This window comes from Bradyrhizobium sp. 1200_D9_N1_1 (genome assembly GCF_052075915.1).
In the GTDB taxonomy this organism is placed as follows: domain Bacteria; phylum Pseudomonadota; class Alphaproteobacteria; order Rhizobiales; family Xanthobacteraceae; genus Bradyrhizobium; species Bradyrhizobium diazoefficiens.
In genome coordinates, this window is record NZ_CP197226.1 from 8,495,965 (window position 1) to 8,512,967 (window position 17,003).

General features: G+C 65.8%; 18 protein-coding genes. 5 read left to right on the forward strand and 13 right to left on the reverse strand.

What is annotated here, in order from left to right:
* Positions 1-38 precede the first annotated feature (38 nt).
* The gene (locus AB5K84_RS40120; RefSeq protein ID WP_011084205.1) at positions 39-413 is read left to right on the forward strand and encodes a response regulator; all 375 of its coding nucleotides are present in this window, start codon (positions 39-41) and stop codon (positions 411-413) included.
* Between the two features lie 209 nt (positions 414-622).
* Here the strand turns inward: AB5K84_RS40120 and AB5K84_RS40125 are convergent, their stop codons facing one another.
* Both AB5K84_RS40125 and AB5K84_RS40130 read right to left on the reverse strand, forming a co-directional pair.
* On the reverse strand, positions 623-1,762 hold the full coding sequence (locus AB5K84_RS40125; protein ID WP_011084204.1) for a DUF4175 family protein: 1,140 nt from the start codon (positions 1,760-1,762) through the stop codon (positions 623-625).
* A complete protein-coding gene (locus tag AB5K84_RS40130) occupies positions 1,750-3,696 on the reverse strand; it encodes a TIGR02302 family protein (RefSeq protein WP_028173542.1) in 1,947 nt (648 codons plus the stop codon). Before AB5K84_RS40130 ends, AB5K84_RS40125 begins: the two co-directional genes overlap by 13 nt.
* Positions 3,697-3,876: 180 nt before the next feature.
* On the opposite strand from AB5K84_RS40130, the gene AB5K84_RS40135 reads away from it, so the two are divergent.
* Together AB5K84_RS40135 and AB5K84_RS40140 are read left to right on the forward strand one after the other, a co-directional pair.
* Positions 3,877-4,260: a carboxymuconolactone decarboxylase family protein gene (locus tag AB5K84_RS40135; protein ID WP_008567285.1), complete on the forward strand. Its 384-nt coding sequence runs from the start codon at positions 3,877-3,879 to the stop codon at positions 4,258-4,260.
* 242 nt (positions 4,261-4,502) lie between these two features.
* On the forward strand, positions 4,503-5,411 hold the full coding sequence (locus AB5K84_RS40140) for an NAD(P)-dependent oxidoreductase (protein WP_028173543.1): 909 nt from the start codon (positions 4,503-4,505) through the stop codon (positions 5,409-5,411).
* Between the two features lie 215 nt (positions 5,412-5,626).
* Here the strand turns inward: AB5K84_RS40140 and lysA are convergent, their stop codons facing one another.
* The 3 genes from lysA to argH form a co-directional block, all read right to left on the reverse strand.
* Positions 5,627-6,892: a diaminopimelate decarboxylase gene (gene lysA, locus AB5K84_RS40145; protein WP_011084201.1), complete on the reverse strand. Its 1,266-nt coding sequence runs from the start codon at positions 6,890-6,892 to the stop codon at positions 5,627-5,629.
* A gap of 23 nt (positions 6,893-6,915) precedes the next feature.
* Complete coding sequence (lptM, locus tag AB5K84_RS40150; protein ID WP_011084200.1) at positions 6,916-7,206, reverse strand: LPS translocon maturation chaperone LptM; 291 nt, start codon at positions 7,204-7,206, stop codon at positions 6,916-6,918.
* 94 nt (positions 7,207-7,300) lie between these two features.
* Positions 7,301-8,698: an argininosuccinate lyase gene (argH, locus tag AB5K84_RS40155; protein WP_038965353.1), complete on the reverse strand. Its 1,398-nt coding sequence runs from the start codon at positions 8,696-8,698 to the stop codon at positions 7,301-7,303.
* A gap of 105 nt (positions 8,699-8,803) precedes the next feature.
* On the opposite strand from argH, the gene tlpA reads away from it, so the two are divergent.
* Positions 8,804-9,469 (forward strand): thiol:disulfide interchange protein TlpA, encoded by a 666-nt coding sequence (gene tlpA / locus AB5K84_RS40160; protein ID WP_011084198.1) that lies wholly within the window; start codon positions 8,804-8,806, stop codon positions 9,467-9,469.
* A gap of 5 nt (positions 9,470-9,474) precedes the next feature.
* Here tlpA and AB5K84_RS40165 read toward each other — a convergent pair whose 3' ends face one another.
* From AB5K84_RS40165 to AB5K84_RS40190, 6 genes are all read right to left on the reverse strand, one after another.
* On the reverse strand, positions 9,475-9,669 hold the full coding sequence (locus tag AB5K84_RS40165) for a hypothetical protein (RefSeq protein ID WP_038965352.1): 195 nt from the start codon (positions 9,667-9,669) through the stop codon (positions 9,475-9,477).
* A 165-nt stretch (positions 9,670-9,834) separates the two neighbouring features.
* Positions 9,835-10,716, reverse strand: coding sequence for a 3-hydroxybutyryl-CoA dehydrogenase (locus AB5K84_RS40170; protein WP_011084197.1), 882 nt, complete (start codon positions 10,714-10,716; stop codon positions 9,835-9,837).
* Between the two features lie 207 nt (positions 10,717-10,923).
* On the reverse strand, positions 10,924-11,868 hold the full coding sequence (locus tag AB5K84_RS40175) for an electron transfer flavoprotein subunit alpha/FixB family protein (protein WP_011084196.1): 945 nt from the start codon (positions 11,866-11,868) through the stop codon (positions 10,924-10,926).
* Positions 11,868-12,617 carry an electron transfer flavoprotein subunit beta/FixA family protein gene (locus AB5K84_RS40180; RefSeq protein ID WP_011084195.1) on the reverse strand — a complete coding sequence of 250 codons (750 nt, stop codon included), beginning with the start codon at positions 12,615-12,617 and terminating at the stop codon, positions 11,868-11,870. Before AB5K84_RS40180 ends, AB5K84_RS40175 begins: the two co-directional genes overlap by 1 nt.
* A 125-nt stretch (positions 12,618-12,742) precedes the next feature.
* Positions 12,743-13,315, reverse strand: a complete 573-nt coding sequence (locus AB5K84_RS40185) for a cob(I)yrinic acid a,c-diamide adenosyltransferase (RefSeq protein WP_011084194.1) — start codon at positions 13,313-13,315, stop codon at positions 12,743-12,745.
* A 2-nt stretch (positions 13,316-13,317) separates the two neighbouring features.
* A complete protein-coding gene (locus AB5K84_RS40190) occupies positions 13,318-13,512 on the reverse strand; it encodes a twin transmembrane helix small protein (RefSeq protein WP_027544319.1) in 195 nt (64 codons plus the stop codon).
* Between the two features lie 334 nt (positions 13,513-13,846).
* Here AB5K84_RS40190 and AB5K84_RS40195 point away from each other — a divergent pair, with 334 nt between their 5' ends.
* A complete protein-coding gene (locus tag AB5K84_RS40195; RefSeq protein WP_011084192.1) occupies positions 13,847-14,740 on the forward strand; it encodes a YihY/virulence factor BrkB family protein in 894 nt (297 codons plus the stop codon).
* On the opposite strand, the gene AB5K84_RS40200 is transcribed toward AB5K84_RS40195, so the two are convergent.
* A complete protein-coding gene (locus AB5K84_RS40200; protein WP_011084191.1) occupies positions 14,667-15,929 on the reverse strand; it encodes an ATP-binding protein in 1,263 nt (420 codons plus the stop codon). The genes AB5K84_RS40195 and AB5K84_RS40200 overlap by 74 nt on opposite strands.
* A gap of 72 nt (positions 15,930-16,001) precedes the next feature.
* Positions 16,002-16,907, reverse strand: coding sequence for a tRNA glutamyl-Q(34) synthetase GluQRS (gene gluQRS / locus AB5K84_RS40205; RefSeq protein ID WP_011084190.1), 906 nt, complete (start codon positions 16,905-16,907; stop codon positions 16,002-16,004).
* Positions 16,908-17,003: the final 96 nt, after the last annotated feature.

The window sequence follows — 17,003 nt, forward strand, 5'->3', positions numbered from 1 at the left end:
CAAGGTCCGCACGGGAGGTTGGTCCCAAGGTTGGTCCCATGCCAAAAATCTTGATCGCCGACGACGAGGATTCGATGCGCCAGCTGGTGGCGCGCGCCATCGCCATGGACGGGCACGAGACCGTGACCGCGCAGGACGGCGCCGAGGCGCTTGAGATCCTGACCCGCGAGGACGGCGCATTCGATTTGCTGCTCACCGACATCCAGATGCCGGTCATGGACGGCATCGCGCTGGCGCTCTCCGCCGCGCGCGATTTCCCCGACCTGACGATTTTGCTGATGACGGGATTTGCCGACCAGCGCGAGCGCGCCTCGAACCTCAACGCGCTGGTGCATGACGTCGTGACAAAACCGTTCTCGGTCGCCGACATCCGCACGGCGGTGGCGGACGCGCTGGCGGCGAAGAAGAGGTAGCGCGCGCCGCACTTGTAGCACTGCTGTTACGCGATCCTCGTCCCTCATACACGGTGTCGTCCTGGCGAAGGCCAGGACCCATACCGCGAGGCCTATCTTTTAGGAATCGATAGCCGTACCGGACGACGAGTCTTCGCCAAACCACTCCCTGGGGTAATGGGTTCTGGCTTTCGCCAGGACGACATTGGGGAGATAACCGGGTTCTCGCCTCAAAAATCCTTCAGCAGCCGCTCGATATAATCGAGCTCGATCTGCGGACGCGAGGTATCCCCTAAGCGGCGGCGGAGCTCTTCGAGGATGCGGCGGACGCGCTGGGCGTCGATCTCGCCGGGGATCTTGACCGTGTAGTCGTCGCCGAACTCACGGCCGTGAAGCGGGCGACCGAGCGGATCGGTCTGATTGCCGCCGCTCTGCTGGCGGCCGGCCCGGTTGCCCGGACCATCGCCCTGCCCCTCGCCATCCCCCTGCTGCATCGCCTCGGCCATCTTCTGCGCACCCTTGCGCAAGGCGTCGAGAGCCTTGCCCTGCGAGTCCACGGCGCCGTCTGCATTGCCCTCGCCGAGCTTTGAGCCCGCATCGCCCATGGCACCGTCGGCGGTGTCCAGGCTGCCGTCGTCATCGTCACCGTCCTGATCGCCATCCTGACCGGGCTGTCCCTGATCGCCCTGCTGGCCCTTCTGCCCCTTCTGGCCCTTTTGTCCCTTCTGCGTGAGGCCGCGCTTGGCGAGCTCGTCCTGCAGCTTCTTCAGCCGGTCGCGCAGCGCCTGCTGGTCCTGCTGGAGGTCCGACATCGACTGATCGCCCTGCTGCTTGCCGCGCGAGCGGTCACGCCGGGAGTCCTGGCCCTGCTTGTAGGTCTTGTCGCGCAATTGCTGCTGCTTGCGGATCATGTCGCTGAGCTCGTTGAGCGCCTGCTCCATGTCGCTGTCGCCGGATTGCCCGGGCTGCGCCATCTGGAGATTTTCCATGATCTGCGCCAGCTGCTCGAGCATGCGCTGCGCCGCCTCGCGATTGCCTTCGCGCGCCGCCTTCTCGATCTGCTTCAGGAGATCTTCCAGATCCCGCTGCGTGATGACGGAGCGATCGCGATTGGAGGATTGGTTCCTTTCCGTCGCGCGCTTGTACTCCTCGAGCTTCTGAATGGCATCGGATTGATTGTTCAGGCTGCGCCCGGATTCCTTCTGTCGGAGGTTATCGCCGGCATCCTGCATCGCCTTTTCCGCGCCATCGAGCAGCGCATCGGGATCCTGATCCTGCTGGGCAGCGACGGACGGAAGGCCTCCCAACAGGAAGGCGAGGCAGGCGATCGAGATCGCCCTCAAGACTGGCACGCGCGCTAGCTTCCGCATTTCCGGTCCCGCGTAAACTGATTGGCCCCGTCGTCCCCCGCCTTGGCCCGGTTGCTCGCCGACTTGCGATAGGCCTGAAGCTGCTGACGCAATGCGTCCTGCTGCTGCGCCAGCTCCTCGAGCTGCTCGGGCGTCGCGTGCTGGGTCTTCTGTCGCAGCTCGACGGCCTTGTCGAGGATGAGCTGGACCTCCGCGGGGAACGGCTGCCGGGGTCCCAGCGGATTTTGCTCGGCGCGCCGGGCGAGGTCGCGCACCTTGCCGGCCATGGCCTCGCGGAGCTTTTGCGTCAGCACCCTGATCTCGTCCTCGCCGGCACCGCGCTCCAGCGCCCGCTTGAGCGCGTCCTGCGCCGAGCGCAGCGCCGCGTTGACGCTGCCGGCGACACCGTCGTCCTCGATGGTGACCGCGAACGCCCACATGCTCGCCACGACGTCGCGCATCGCGTCGTCGGTGCGGGCCGCCTCGAGCTGGAGCGCGAGGCTGCGGAGACCGAGATAGCAGCCGGCATCCGGGGTGAACAATTCGGGCGCGATCATCAGCGCGTCGAGCGCGGCATAGACGTCGGAATTCTTGTTGGCGTCGAGCGCGAGGATGCGGCGCTGCTCGATCAGTGCGCGCGCGAGCGAGTTCGTGAACAGCCGCTCGGGCAGGCGCATGTTGAAGGGTTCGCTTCTAGCCTCGTTGCCGGCCTCGTCCTTGGCGGTGAGGGTCAGCGTGACGTCGGCGCCGGCATAGGGGTCCTCGCTGAGGTCCTTCACCGTCTGGCCGACGCCGTTGCGGGTGCGCGCATTCGGCAGCACCAGCGGGAATTGCGGCGGCTGGAACAGCGGCCGTGCGGCCGCCTTGGTATCGGCGTCCTTGGTGGCTTCCTTCGCGCCGTCCTTGGCGTCGGCGGCGCGCAGGCCAATGTGCGCCTCGGCGCCGGTGACGCCGTAATCGTCCTCGATCTTGTAGGAGAGCTGAAGCGCGCCGCGCGCCTGGCGCTCCGGATCCTTGGCCAGCGCAATCGTCGGCGCGCGGTCCGGCGTTGCCGCAAACGCCCATTGCGGCTGGCCGGAGGGCGCGCGGACATGCGCGGTGCCATCGCCGGTGATGGCGAAATGCTTCTCGTTGGTGCCCTTGGGCGTGGCTTCAGTGGGGGCGACCTCCTTGAGGCCGCCGGAGACGGCGACATCCAGGCTGCCGCCGGAGGAACGCACGATCAGGGTCGAGCCGGCGGGAACGGCGAGCGGACCGCTGGCGGGCAGCGCCGCGGCCTCCCTGTTGGCGGCCGACAGGATCACAGGCGGCTTGCCGGTGTAGAGCGGCGGCGTGACCCAGGCATCGACGCGAACATTGGTCGGCGCCAGCACGCCGTTCCAGTCGAAGGCCGCCCCTAGCCGCATCGCACGCTCGTCGCCGGCGGCGAAGAAGGTCGCAACCAGCATCACCATGACCAGCGCACGCAGCGCCCAGGGATCGTGCAGAGCGAGCCGCGGGTGCGGCAGACCGGCGCGGATGCGCTTGAGCGAGGCCAGCGTGCGCTCACGCTGCGCCTGCCACAGCGCCTTCGCAACCGGGTCCTGCGAGGTCAGCGTGTCCGTGAGCGTGGTGGCCGGGCGGTGACGGATGCCGGAGCCGCGATCGAGCCGGCCCAAAGCCTCCTCGCGGCTCGGCCAGCGGAAGCGAACCAGCGGGAACAGGGCGGCAATCGCGATGCCGGCGAAAACGACGAGACCGATGGCGCGGGCAAGGAACGGCAGCGCCAGCCAGAGACCGGCCCAGGACAGCGCCAGGAACAGGCCGACGACGGTCAGAAGCCGCGCCAGATTCGGCCAGGCACGCTCCCACGCGATGGCATATCTCGCCCGATCGAGGGCCTGCGCCAGCTTCAACCGCGACAGAGCGTCGCCATCGCGGATCGGGTCTGACGGGTCAGGGGTGACGCCGTTCAATAAGCTCTCCAGGTTGCCCGGTGGAGAAGAGCGTATCACAACGGCAGCACTGAGGCATCCGTTCCTGTACGGGAGACACCCCTTTTCCCGCATAACACGAGGACGTGACTGGCCCGCCGCAACCCCGTAATTTCCGCGCCGCCATCCAAGGGACATGCAAAGGGAAACGAAGGAAACGCCATGGACAAGAAGATGCACGACAAGGGCCTGGAAGTCCGCAAAGCGGTGCTGGGGGAAGCCTATGTCAACAACGCCCTGAAGAACGTCGACGACTTCAACCGTCCGTTCCAGGAGATGCTCAACGAATATTGCTGGGGCACGGTGTGGGGCCGCGAGGAGCTGCCGCGCAAGACCCGCAGCATGCTCAACATCGCGATGATCGCGATCCTCAACCGCCAGCACGAATTCCGTGCGCATCTGAAGGGCGCGCTCACCAACGGCGTCACCCGCGACGAGATCCGCGAGATCCTGATGCAGGTCGCGATCTACGGCGGCATGCCGGCCGCAGTCGACAGCTTTCGCATCGCGCGCGAGGTGTTCGCGGAGATTGATGGGAAGGCGTGAGGGGGCAGGCTCTCGCCACTGTCGTCCCGGACAAGCGAAGCGGAGCGTAGCGCCGATCCGGGACCCATACCCACAGGCGGATGTGGTTAGCGGGACTCGGAGTGACCGCTTTCGCGCTGCGACTGCTCCTGGGGCTATGGGTCCCGGATCTGCGCGCGCTTGAGGCGCGCTTGTCCGGGACGACACCGGGGATAGAGCGCGGATTTTCACGACAACAACGAATAATCAACACAAGGAACACCATGGACATCGGATTCATCGGCCTCGGAAACATGGGTTTTCCGATGGCGCGGCGCCTGATCGAGGCTGGCAACCGGCTCGTCGTGTTCGACACGCGCAAGGAGGTCGTGGACAAGCTCGTGGCGCGCGGTGCGACGCCGGCGACGTCGCCAAAGGACGTTGCCGATCAGGTCGAGACCGTGATGGCGAGCCTGCCCTCGCTGCAGGCTTCGCTCGAAGTTGCAACGGGGACGAACGGCGTGATCGAGGGGAGCCGCGTCAAGCGCTTCATCGATCTGTCCACCGTCGGCTCGACGATGGCTTCGAAGATTCACGGCCTGCTCGCCAAGCGCGACATCGTACAGATCGACTGCCCCGTCTCCGGCGGCGTCGGCGGCGCCGAGAAGGGCACGCTGGCGGTAATGGTGTCGGGGCCGAAGGCGGAGTTCGAGCTGCTCAAGCCGGCGCTCGATGTGATCGGAAAAGTGTTCTTCATCGGCGAGAAGCCGGGTGCCGCGCAGACCATGAAGCTCGCCAACAATTTCCTCTCGGCCACCGCGATCGTGGCGACGTCGGAGGCGGTCGTCATGGGTGTGAAGGCCGGGCTCGATCCCGCCGTGATGATCGACGTCATCAATGCCGGCTCGGGCATGAATACTGCGAGCCGCGACAAGTTTCCGCGCTCGGTGCTGCCGCGCACGTTCGATTTCGGCTTCGCCACGGGGCTGATGGTGAAGGACGTGCGCCTCGCGCTGGAGGAAATGAAGCAGCTCGGCCTGTCGATGGAGGTCGCGGACGCCGTGGGGCGCCTGTGGGAGACCGTGATCAGCGCGGAAGGCGCCGATTCCGATTTCACCGCGGCGATCAAGCCGATCGAGAAGAAGGCGGGGGTTGTGGTTGGGGGAAAGACGGGCGGTTTGGCGGGGAAGTAGTTTTCTCGCGCATCCCCTTTCCAGGTAGTCCTGGACAAGCGAGCGTAGCAAGCGCTGATCCAGGACCCATTACCACAGGGCGAGGTTTGGCGAAGACTCGTGGTTACCAGCCTCCCGCCAAAGTACTCCCTGGGGTAATGGGTCCTGGCTTTCGCCAGGACGACACCGAAATTGTCGAGGTTACGTCGCGTCTCACGATGAGATCACGACACGCCTCACAGCCACGGCGCCGGCGTGTCCATCGCGATCAGTTGCTCGACATCGATGCGCGGGCGAACCACGGCGTATTGGTCGTCCTTCACCAGCACCTCGGGCACCAGCGGCCGCGTGTTGTAGGTGCCGGCCTGCACCGCGCCATAGGCGCCGGCGGTCATGATGGCGAGGAGATCGCCCGCCTTCGGCGTCGGCAGCGTGCGGTCGAGCGCGAGATAGTCGCCGGTCTCGCAGACCGGCCCGACGACATCGGCCACCATCGTGGCCGCGTCCCGGGCCGGCTGCGTTACCGGCAGGATATCGTGATGGGCCTCATACAGCGTCGGGCGGATCAGATCGTTCATCGCAGCGTCGATGATGACGAAATTCTTGCCGTCGCCGTGCTTCACATAGATCACCTTGGCAACCAGGATGCCGGCATTGCCGACGATCATGCGGCCCGGCTCGAACATCAGCGTGCAGCCGAGATTATGGCTGACGCGCTTGACCATGGCGGCATAGGCATCGGGCGCCGGCGGCGCCTCGCGATCCATGTAATAGGGAATGCCGAGGCCGCCGCCGAAATCGACATGCGAGATGTCGTGGCCGTCGGCACGCAGCGTCTGCACGAATTCGGAGAGGATGCGAAACGCCGTCTCCATCTTCGACAGATCGGTGATCTGGCTGCCGATATGCACGTCGGTGCCGGTCACCTGGATCCCGGGCAGCTTCGCCGCGCGCGCATAGACCTCGCGGGCATGCGCGATCGGGATGCCGAACTTGTTCTCGGACTTGCCGGTGGAGATCTTGGCATGCGTGCCGGCGTCGACATCGGGATTGACGCGCACGGAAATCCGCGCGGTCTTGCCCATCTCGGTCGCAAGGCGCGACAACAGCTCGAGCTCCGGCTCGGATTCGACGTTGAGGCAGAGGATGTCGGCGGCGAGCGCAGCGCGCAGCTCGTCTTCCGTCTTGCCGACGCCGGAGAACAGGATCTTGCGTGCGGGGATACCCGCGGCCAGAGCACGCTTCAATTCACCGCCGGAGACCACGTCGGCGCCGGCGCCAAGCCTGGCGAGCGTACGCAGCACCGACTGGTTGGAGTTCGCCTTCATGGCGTAGCAGACCAGCACCTTCTCGCCGGCGAAAGCATCGGCGAAGACGCGGTAATGCCGCTCCAGCGTCGCGGTCGAATAGCAATAGAACGGCGTGCCGACGGTTGCGGCCAGCTCGGACAGGTTCACCGCCTCGGCGTGCAGCACGCCGTTGCGGTAGTCGAAATGGTTCATGGCGTTGGCTCAGTTGCCCCAGCCTATTTGCTGGGTTGGTCGTCCAGGAGCGGGTCGAGAATAAACGGTTTCTTCTTGCCCTTGGACGCCGCGGGGGCGGCGTCGGCGGCGGAGCTGGGGTTGAACAGGCTCGGCGTCTTTTGGGCTGCGGTCTCGGTGTCGGTTGGAGCTGCGACGTTGGCCGTGGACGCGCCGGAGGCGGTCGGCGGCAGGTCGAGGGGACCTTTGCGGCCGCAGCCGGCAAGCGCGAGCGCCGTCAGGCTCAAGACAATGATGGCCCACCCCGAGCCGGCCGGGCGAAACTTTGACGTCACGACGAATTCCCCACTACGCGGGGCGCACCATACAGAGATTGGCGCGCTCTGGCGAGAGCCGGATGACCATGAAACATAAGCGAAATTTTGCCCCTCAGCCCAATTTTCGCTCTTTTTCCAGCCGCTTCGCCCAGCTCTTTGCCTGCGACGCCACGTTCTTCGGCGCGGTACCGCCGAAGCTGGTCCGGCTCTTCACCGACGATTCGACCGAGAGCACGCCGAGCACGTCCTTGGTGATCCTGGGCTCGATCGCCTGCATCTCCTTCAGCGGCAGCTCGTGCAGCGCCACGCCGCCCTCGGCGGCCTTGGCCACGATGCGGCCGGTGACGTGGTGCGCCTCGCGGAACGGCATCTTCAGCGTCCGCACCAGCCAGTCGGCCAGATCCGTCGCGGTGGCATAGCCCTCGCCGGCGGCGGCCTTCATCTTGGCCTCATCGGGCGCGAGGTCGCGGACCATGCCGGTCATGGCGCGGATGGCGAGCGACAGCGCGGCAAAGCCCTCCATCGCGCCCTGCTTGTCCTCCTGCATGTCCTTTTGGTAGGCGAGCGGCAGGCCCTTCATCACGATCAGGAGACCGTTGAGCGCACCGATGACGCGGCCGGTCTTGGCGCGTACGAGCTCGGCGGCATCCGGGTTGCGCTTCTGCGGCATGATCGAGGAGCCGGTGGTGAACTTGTCGCTGAGGCGGATGAGGCCGACCAGCGGCGAGGTCCAGATCACGATCTCCTCGGCAAAGCGCGACATGTGCACGGCGCAGATGGAAGCCGCCGACAGCGTCTCCAGCACGAAGTCGCGGTCGGAGACCGCGTCGAGCGAGTTCGCCATCGGCCGGTCGAACAGAAGCGCCTTTGCGGTCGCGTGGCGGTCGATCGGGAACGAGGTGCCGGCAAGCGCGGCGGCGCCGAGCGGCGATTCGTTGAGCCGCTTGCGGGCGTCCTGGAAACGGCCGCGGTCGCGCGCGGCCATCTCGACATAGGCGAGCAAATGATGGCCGAAGGTCACGGGCTGCGCGGTCTGCAGATGCGTGAAGCCGGGCATCACGGTGCCGGCATGCTCCAGCGCGCGCGCGACCAGCGCCTGCTGGAACGCGGCGAGCGCGGCATCGGTCTCGTCGATGACGTCGCGGACATAGAGACGGAAGTCGGTGGCGACCTGGTCGTTGCGCGAGCGCGCGGTGTGCAGCCGGCCGGCGGCGGGGCCGATCAGCTCGGACAGGCGGCTCTCGACATTCATGTGAATGTCCTCGAGCGCGCGCTTGAACGTGAAGCCGCCCTTGCCGATCTCTGACAAAATCGTGTCTAGACCCTTGCCGATATTTTTCGCATCAGAGGCCGTGATGATGCCCTGCGTGGCAAGCATCGCGGCGTGGGCCTTGGACGCGGCAATGTCCTGGGCATAGAGGTGACGATCGACGTCGATGGAGACGTTGATCTCTTCCATGATCTCATCGGGACGTTCCGAGAACCGGCCGCCCCACATCTTGTTGCTCATGATCCCCTGCTCACGCCTTGCTTGTCGCTGGTCACGTTTGCTGGCCGCCGCCAGCCGTATTAAGAGGCCCCTGATAGCCATATCTGCGACCGGATGACAAACGATATGCTCGACACGAAGCCCTCCGCCACGCGCCGGATCCCCCTCGTCATCGCCACCGTGGCGGTCGGCGGACTGGCCGGCTTCGCTGCGCTGTACGGGCTGGGCCTGAGCCGGGCGCCTACCGGCGATCCGGCCTGCCGGGCGGCAGTGGCTACGGCGCAAAAAATCGCCCCGCTCGCCCATGGCGAGGTGGCGGCGCTGACCATGGCGAGCGCGCCCCTGAAGCTGCCCGACCTCGCTTTCGAGGACGCCGACGGCAAGCCGAAAAAGCTGTCCGATTTCCGCGGCAAGACGCTGCTGGTGAACCTCTGGGCCACCTGGTGCGTGCCCTGTCGGAAGGAAATGCCGGCGCTGGACGAGCTCCAGGGCAAGCTTTCGGGCCCGAATTTCGAGGTGGTCGCGATCAATATCGACACCCGCGACCCCGAGAAGCCCAAGACCTTCCTGAAAGAGGCCAATTTGACCCGGCTCGGCTATTTCAACGATCAGAAAGCCAAGGTTTTCCAGGATCTTAAGGCCATAGGCCGGGCGCTCGGCATGCCGACCTCGGTGCTGGTCGACCCGCAGGGCTGCGAGATCGCGACGATCGCGGGACCGGCGGAATGGGCGAGCGAGGACGCGCTCAAGCTGATCCGGGCTGCGACGGGCAAGGCCGCCGCGGCGCTTTAAGAGTTTCAGGCCGTAACGTTGAGATTGCCGCCGACGCCGGGGCCGACGTTGGCGAGCGAGGGCTGACCGGCGCCCATCAGCGTCAGGATGGTGGATTTCTCCATATCCATGTTCTGCTTGGTCAGCGTCGCCGCGATATTCGACTGCAACGCGCCTTGCTGAGCGGCCAGCATGGTGCTGACCATTGCCATCATGTCCATTACGCGAACCCTCGTACCGGCCGTAACCTAGGCGCGAGGGGTTAACGCGACATGAATTGTCACGGAGCCGTAGGGCGGGCAAAGCAAAGCGTGCCCACCAATCAGCATCCTAGTTGCGGAGACACGGTGGGCACGGCGCTTTGCGCCTTTTCCCACCCTACGACGTCAGCGCGTCGGAACCGGCTTGGCGCCGCGATAATCGTAGAAGCCGCGCTGGGTCTTGCGGCCGAGCCAGCCGGCCTCGACGTATTTCACCAGGAGCGGGCACGGACGGTACTTGGAGTCGGCGAGGCCCTCGTGCAGCACCTGCATGATCGACAGGCAGGTATCGAGGCCGATGAAATCGGCAAGCTCGAGCGGACCCATCGGATGGTGCGCCCCGAGCTTCATCGCCGCGTCGATCGCCTCGACGTTGCCGACACCTTCGTACAGCGTGTAGATCGCCTCGTTGATCATCGGCAGCAGGATGCGGTTGACGATGAAGGCCGGGAAATCCTCGGAGACCGCGACTTGCTTGCCGAGCTTGGCGACGAATTCCTTGGATGCCTCGAAGGTCGCATCGTCGGTGGCGATGCCGCGGATCAGCTCCACCAGCTCCATCAGCGGCACCGGATTCATGAAGTGGATGCCGATGAAGCGCTCGGGCCGGTCGGTGGCGGCGGCAAGGCGCGTGATCGAGATCGAGGACGTATCCGAGGCGACGATCGCCTCGGGCTTCAACACGGCGCAGAGCTCGTGGAAGATCTTGCGCTTGACCTCCTCCTTCTCGACCGCAGTCTCGATCACGAGATCGCAGTCGGCGAGATCGTCGAGCTTCTCGGCGGCCACGATGCGCGACAGCGCCTTGGTCTTGGCCTCCTCGGTGACGACCTTCTTGGAGACCTGGCGGGCCAGATTGCCGTTGATGGTGGCCATGCCCGACTTGAGGCGATCGGCCGAAACGTCGTTGAGCACCACGTCGAAGCCAGCCAGCGCCGCAACATGCGCGATGCCATTGCCCATCTGCCCCGCGCCGATCACGCCGACCTTCTTGATCACTGCCGCCATAATGTCATCCACCGGAACGGCGCGCATATCGCGCCTGCCTATCCCCCAAGCCGGGAGGTCTGATTGATCAGAGCCTTGATTTAATCAGAACCTTGGCTCGAAACCTAGATTGGATCGCTCCCCCGGCGTGCCCCACGCCAAAGAAAACGCCTCAAAAATGAAACACCGGCCGGAGTGTATACCTCCGGCCGGTGTTTTGAACGGCTTTTACTTGCCGAGCTTGCCGAGTTCGGCTGTCAGCTCCGGAACCGCCTGGTAGAGGTCGGCGACCAGGCCGTAATCGGCGACCTGGAAGATCGGCGCGTCCTCGTCCTTGTTGATCGCCACGATCACCTTGGAGTCCTTCATGCCGGCCAGATGCTGGATCGCGCCGGAAATGCCCACCGCGACATAGAGCTCGGGGGCCACGACCTTGCCGGTCTGGCCAACCTGCCAGTCGTTCGGCGCATAGCCGGCGTCCACCGCCGCGCGCGAGGCACCGACGCCGGCGCCGAGCTTGTCGGCGAGGGGCTCGATGTATTTGGCGAAATTCTCGCGGCTCTGCATGGCACGGCCACCGGAGACGATGATCTTCGCCGAGGTCAGCTCGGGACGGTCGCTCTTGGCGACCTCCTCGCCAACGAAGGACGACAGGCCCGGATCAGCCGCCGCCTGAACGCTCTCGACCGGCGCACTGCCGCCCTCGCCCGCTGCGGCGAAGGTGGAGGTCCGCACCGTGATGACCTTCTTGGCGTCCTTCGACTTCACCGTCTGGATGGCGTTGCCGGCATAGATCGGACGCTCGTAGGTATCGGGGGCGACCACCTTGATGATCTCCGAGACCTGCATGACGTCGAGCAGGGCTGCGACGCGCGGCATCACGTTCTTGAAGCGCGAGGTCGCGGGCGCGACGATCGCGTCATAGGACGGGGCCAGCGAGACGATCAGCGCGGCCAGCGGCTCGGCAAGATCGTGCGCGTAAAGCGCGCCATCGGCGAGCAGCACCTTCTTCACGCCCGCGAGCTTGGCGGCGGCATCCGCCGCGGCCTTGGCACCCTCGCCGGCCACCAGGACCTCGACGTCCGCGCCGAGCGCGGCGGCCGCGGTCAGGGCCTTGTTGGTCGCATCCTTCAACGACGCGTTGTCGTGTTCGGCAATCAGAAGCGTCGTCATCAGAGCACCCCGGCTTCGTTCTTGAGTTTCGACACCAGCTCGGCGACGTCCTTGACCTTGACGCCGGCCTTGCGGCCCGCCGGCTCGGTCGTCTTGAGAACCTCGAGGCGCGCGGTGACGTCAACGCCGTAATCGGCGACGGTCTTCTCCGCGATCGGCTTCTTCTTCGCCTTCATGATGTTGGGCAGCGAGGCGTAGCGCGGCTCGTTGAGACGCAGGTCGGTGGTCACGATCGCCGGTCCCTTCAGCTTCACGGTCTGCAAGCCCCCGTCGACTTCACGAGTGACCTTGAAGTCGCTTCCTTCGACCTCGAGCTTCGAGGCGAACGTCGCCTGCGACCAGCCGAGCAGCGCGGCCAGCATCTGGCCGGTCTGGTTGCTGTCGTCGTCGATCGCCTGCTTGCCGAGGATGATCAGGCCCGGCTGCTCTTCCTCAGCGACCTTCTTCAGGATCTTGGCGACGGCGAGCGGCTCGACGGTGCCCTCGGCCTTCACCAGGATGCCGCGATCGGCGCCCATGGCAAGACCGGTGCGGATCGTCTCCGACGCCTGCGCCGGTCCAATGGAAACCACCACGACCTCGGTGGCCTTGCCACCTTCCTTCAGGCGCAGCGCTTCCTCGACCGCGATTTCGTCGAACGGGTTCATCGACATCTTGACGTTGGCGAGTTCAACGCCCGATCCATCGCCCTTGACGCGGACCTTGACGTTGTAATCGACCACCCGCTTTACCGGCACTAAGACCTTCATCGATCCTCTTTCACTCAATTTGGGAGGGGGGTATCAACTGGCGCGGAACCTAAAGGCCTGACCCGGCCCGGTCAACGCGCGAAGGGGCCAAATTTTAGACCTTAGAAATGCGCCGCCCCAATGGGTCAGCGGTTCTGGCCTGGAACCCAGAGCACGTCGCCGGCGCCGTTATGGTTGGCGGCGCGGCTGGCCACGAACAGGAAGTCCGACAGGCGATTCATATACTGGATACCAGCAGCGCCGACCGGCTCGCCCGGCTGGGCCGCCAGTTCCACCATCACGCGTTCCGCCCTGCGGCATATCGTGCGTGCGACATGGAGGTAGGCGGCAGCGGGCGTTCCCCCCGGCAGCACGAAGGAAGTGAGCGGCGCGAGCTTGTCGTTGAGCGCGTCGATGTCGTGCTCGAGCCGCTCGACCTGGCTTGCCACCACCCGCAGCCGTTCCACCTTGCCCTCACGCTCGGGCACGGCGAGGTCGGCGCCGAGATCGAACAGGTCGTTCTGGATGCGGCCGAGCATCGCATCGAACTCGGGCGCATCATGGGTATGGAGACGCACGACGCCGATCGCGGCATTGGTCTCGTCCACCGTGCCATAGGCCTCGATGCGCAAATCATACTTCGGACGGCGTTCGCCCGAGCCGAGCGCTGTCGTGCCGTCGTCACCAGTCTTCGTATAGATGCGATTCAGCACAACCATGTTCAACGCCCCATCGCCCAGACCGCGATCATGGCAATGACAATCGCCACGAACTGAAGGAGCACGCGCCAGCGCATCAGCTTCTGCGAGGTGTTGGGCGAGCCGCCGCGCATCATGTTGACGAGACCGAGCAGCAGCACCAACGCCACGGCACCGGCCGCCGCCGGCAGAATGAAAGTACTCAGGATAGATGCCATCGGGGGTAGATAACACCGTGCGCGCCGGTCCGCTATCTCCCCCCACCCGTCATTCCGGGGCGCGCCAACGGGTCGGCAACGCGGCCCGGTGGCGCGAGCCCGGAATCCATCAAGCAGCGTCACGCGCGGCGAAATGGATTCCGGGCTCGATGCTCTGGGTCGCGCTTTGCGCGGTCCCGTCACATCGCCCCAGAATGACGACTGGGTTGGTCGCCGATCTGGCTTTTAAGCCAATAATATCAGAAGCTAGCTGGATGATTTCTGATCTGCATAGGTCGCCTGTCTTCTTTGCCTCTCCCGGCAAGCGGGGAGATGGTATGCGCCGGGGCAAGCCGTGAAAGCCATCCGCTACATCTACGTCGTCGTGATGGATGCGTTCTACACGTTCCTGGCCGACGACGGCTGGGCGATCGCGAGCCACATCGCGCTGTCGACATTGATGGCGCTGTTCCCGTTCCTGATCGTGCTGACCTCGCTCGCCGGCTTCTTCGGTTCCAAGGAGCTCGCCGACCAGGCCGCCAGCCTGATGCTCGAGGTCTGGCCCAAGCAGGTCGCCGACAGCCTTTCCGGCGAGATCCACGACGTGCTGACCACGACCCGCACCGGCGTGCTGACCATCGGCGCGGCGCTGTCGGTCTATTTCGCCTCGAACGGAGTCGAGGCGCTCCGCGTCGCGCTCAACCGCGCCTATGCGGTGGTGGAGATGCGGCGCTGGTATTGGCTGCGGCTGGAATCGATCGGCTATACGCTGGTTGCGGCCTTCACCGCGCTTGCCATGGCGTTCCTGATCGTGCTCGGCCCACTCATCATCGAGGCGACGCGACGCCACATCCCGCTGTTCGTCGAGTCCAACGAGAGCATCCTCACCTGGCTGCGCTACGGCATCACCATCGGCGCGCTGGTGGTGGCGCTGATCATCCTGCATGCGTGGGTGCCGGCGGGGCGGCGCAGCTTCCTCCAGATCCTGCCCGGCATCGTCTTCACCATGGTGGCGTCGCTGATCTCGGGCATCGTGTTCGGGCAATATCTGGCGCGCTTCGCCAACAATTACGTGACGATGTATGCGGGGCTGGCCTCGGTGATCATCGCGCTGGTGTTTCTGTATTTCATCGCCGCGATCTTCGTCTACGGCGGCGAGCTCAACGCCGCGATCATCAAGTCGCGGCTACCTCACGGCGTGTCGCTTCAAGCAGCGCAGTCGCTAAAGCACGCGGAGACACGGGCTTGACCAGGAAGGCGTCGGCGCCCGCCTCGCGCGAGGCCGCCTCGTCCTCGCCGCGCCCGGAGACGCCGATGATGGGTATTTGAGCGAGCGGCGCCGGCATGGTGCGGATCCGCCGGATGGCCTCGACGCCGTCGATGCCCGGCAGCACCATGTCCATCAGCACCGCGTCGAAAGCCCCCTGTGCCAGCCGGTTCACCGCGTCCTCGCCGCGCCCGATGAACTCGGCATGATGGCCGAGCTCGGTCAAAATGGTGTTGAGCACGACGCGACCGAACGGATTGTCCTCGACGCTGAGCACGCGCAGCGCGGCCGCCGCATCGGCCTCGGCTTCGCCCTTCGCCTTGCGGGACCTGGCCGGTCCCGCCGCGTCCAGCGACACGGTCAATGTGAAGGTGGCGCCGCCGCCGCGCCGCGGTGCGACCGAGATGTCGCCACCCATCCCGCGCGCCAGCTGCTTCACCGAGGATAGCCCCAAGCCCGCGCCGCCGAAGCGCGAGGCGATGGTGACATTGGCCTGGGTGAACGGGCGGAACAGCCGCTTGATCTCGGCCATGGTCAGGCCGATGCCGCTGTCGGACACCGCGAAGGCGACGCCGACCCTGCCCTTCATCTTGTCGTTTTTCTTGCCTTTGGTTGGACGCCAAGGCGCGACCACGAGCGCCACGCCGCCCTGGTCGGTGAACTTCACCGCATTGTCGATGAGGTTCTCGAGTGCAGCGCGCAGGCGGACGGGATCGCCGACCACCAGCCCTGGCAGCTTTTCGGAGAGCTCGACCTGGGCCTGGAGGCCCTTGGCCGCGGCGCGCCCGGCGAGCGAATCGCCGGCGCTGCGGGCCAGCGCCCGCAGGTCGAACAGATCCTGCCGCAGCGCGCCGCCACCCTTCCCGGTTCGGGCGGCGTCCACGAACAGGGTGGCGAGGCTCGCCAGATGCTCGGCACCGGCCTTGATGGTGTCAGCCCAGCGCCGCTCCCGCTCCCCGAGATCCGAGGTCGCGAGCAGGTCGCTGATCGCGAGAATGCCGGTCAGGGGCGTGCGGACCTCATGGGCAAAGGCGGCAAGCGCCGCCTGGACCACGTCCGGCGCGACCACTTTGGTGGTGCGCTTGCGCACCTTTCCGGCCGCCCCGGACCGCTTCCGAGGCAATCGCCTGGACGTCCGCGTAGTGCGCGCTGGGCGCGTTTTCGCCGCCATAATTCCCCTTCGAAGTATCCCCTTCGAACCCCCGGGCCGTCAGTCGAGCATGGCACGGCGGAACCCCTGGAGTCACGGCGGTGTTTGGCTAAACCCCAGAGAAACTTCACCTAATCCCACCAGAGCGCGGATGCCGACGGGCGATGCACCGGCGTCGCGTAACTCCCGCAAGCCGGTCGAGCGGCTCGATTTCGACAGCTTCCGCCCGGCTTCATCCCGAATCAGGGCGTGGTGGCGGTAGGCGGGTTCCGGCAGGCCAAGCAGGGTTTGCAGCAGGCGGTGGACGGAGGTGGCGTGAAACAGGTCCTGGCCGCGCACCACCTCGCTGATCCCCTGGAGGCCGTCGTCGACGACCACGGACAAATGGTAGCTGGTCGGCGTCTCCTTGCGAGCCAGGATCACGTCTCCCCAGGCCTCCGGCCGCGCGGGAACGACGCCCCTCTCGCCGTCCGGCCCCTCGCCGAGTTCATTCCAGGCCAGACTGGCAACGCGCCAGCAGGCGGCCGCCATGTCGAGCCGGAGCGCATAGGGCGCGCCGGATGCGATCAACCGCGCCTGCTCGCCGGCGGACAGCGACTTGGCGTCTCCGGGATACAGCGGCGCGCCGTCGGGATCGCGCGGCCACGGCCCATCGGCCTCGCGCGCGGCCACAAGTCTTGCGATCTCGGCGCGGCTTTCGAAGGCGGGATAGACGAGGCCGAGCGCAGAGAGCTTTTCCAGCGCGGCGCGGTAATCGGAAAGATGCTCCGACTGCCGGCGCACCGGTGTTTCCCAGGCAATGCCGAGCCAGGCGAGATCCTCGTAGATCGCCGCCTCGAACTCAGGCCGGCAGCGCGTCGCATCGATGTCCTCGATCCGCAGCAACAGCCGCCCGCCGGCCTCCCGCGCGCGGTCGAAGTTGAGCAACGCCGAATAGGCGTGGCCGAGATGCAGGAAGCCGTTCGGGCTCGGAGCAAATCGGAAAACGGGTGGCGACATATGACAGGATCTCGTGATGGCCGGGCTTGACCCGGCCATCCATCTTCCATGACTCTGTTACGATGGGAGATGGATGCGCGGGTCCCGCCTACGCCG

Bases quoted from the DNA above. Each gene is read 5' to 3' on its own strand.
- AB5K84_RS40120 (WP_011084205.1), top strand. From the start codon at position 39: ATGCCAAAAATCTTGATCGCCGACGACGAGGATTCGATGCGCCAGCTG.
- AB5K84_RS40125 (WP_011084204.1), bottom strand. From the start codon at position 1,762: ATGCGGAAGCTAGCGCGCGTGCCAGTCTTGAGGGCGATCTCGATCGCC.
- AB5K84_RS40135 (WP_008567285.1), top strand. From the start codon at position 3,877: ATGGACAAGAAGATGCACGACAAGGGCCTGGAAGTCCGCAAAGCGGTG.
- AB5K84_RS40140 (WP_028173543.1), top strand. From the start codon at position 4,503: ATGGACATCGGATTCATCGGCCTCGGAAACATGGGTTTTCCGATGGCG.
- lysA (WP_011084201.1), bottom strand. From the start codon at position 6,892: ATGAACCATTTCGACTACCGCAACGGCGTGCTGCACGCCGAGGCGGTG.
- argH (WP_038965353.1), bottom strand. From the start codon at position 8,698: ATGAGCAACAAGATGTGGGGCGGCCGGTTCTCGGAACGTCCCGATGAG.
- tlpA (WP_011084198.1), top strand. From the start codon at position 8,804: ATGCTCGACACGAAGCCCTCCGCCACGCGCCGGATCCCCCTCGTCATC.
- AB5K84_RS40165 (WP_038965352.1), bottom strand. From the start codon at position 9,669: ATGGACATGATGGCAATGGTCAGCACCATGCTGGCCGCTCAGCAAGGC.
- AB5K84_RS40170 (WP_011084197.1), bottom strand. From the start codon at position 10,716: ATGGCGGCAGTGATCAAGAAGGTCGGCGTGATCGGCGCGGGGCAGATG.
- AB5K84_RS40175 (WP_011084196.1), bottom strand. From the start codon at position 11,868: ATGACGACGCTTCTGATTGCCGAACACGACAACGCGTCGTTGAAGGAT.
- AB5K84_RS40180 (WP_011084195.1), bottom strand. From the start codon at position 12,617: ATGAAGGTCTTAGTGCCGGTAAAGCGGGTGGTCGATTACAACGTCAAG.
- AB5K84_RS40185 (WP_011084194.1), bottom strand. From the start codon at position 13,315: ATGGTTGTGCTGAATCGCATCTATACGAAGACTGGTGACGACGGCACG.
- AB5K84_RS40190 (WP_027544319.1), bottom strand. From the start codon at position 13,512: ATGGCATCTATCCTGAGTACTTTCATTCTGCCGGCGGCGGCCGGTGCC.
- AB5K84_RS40200 (WP_011084191.1), bottom strand. From the start codon at position 15,929: ATGGCGGCGAAAACGCGCCCAGCGCGCACTACGCGGACGTCCAGGCGA.
- gluQRS (WP_011084190.1), bottom strand. From the start codon at position 16,907: ATGTCGCCACCCGTTTTCCGATTTGCTCCGAGCCCGAACGGCTTCCTG.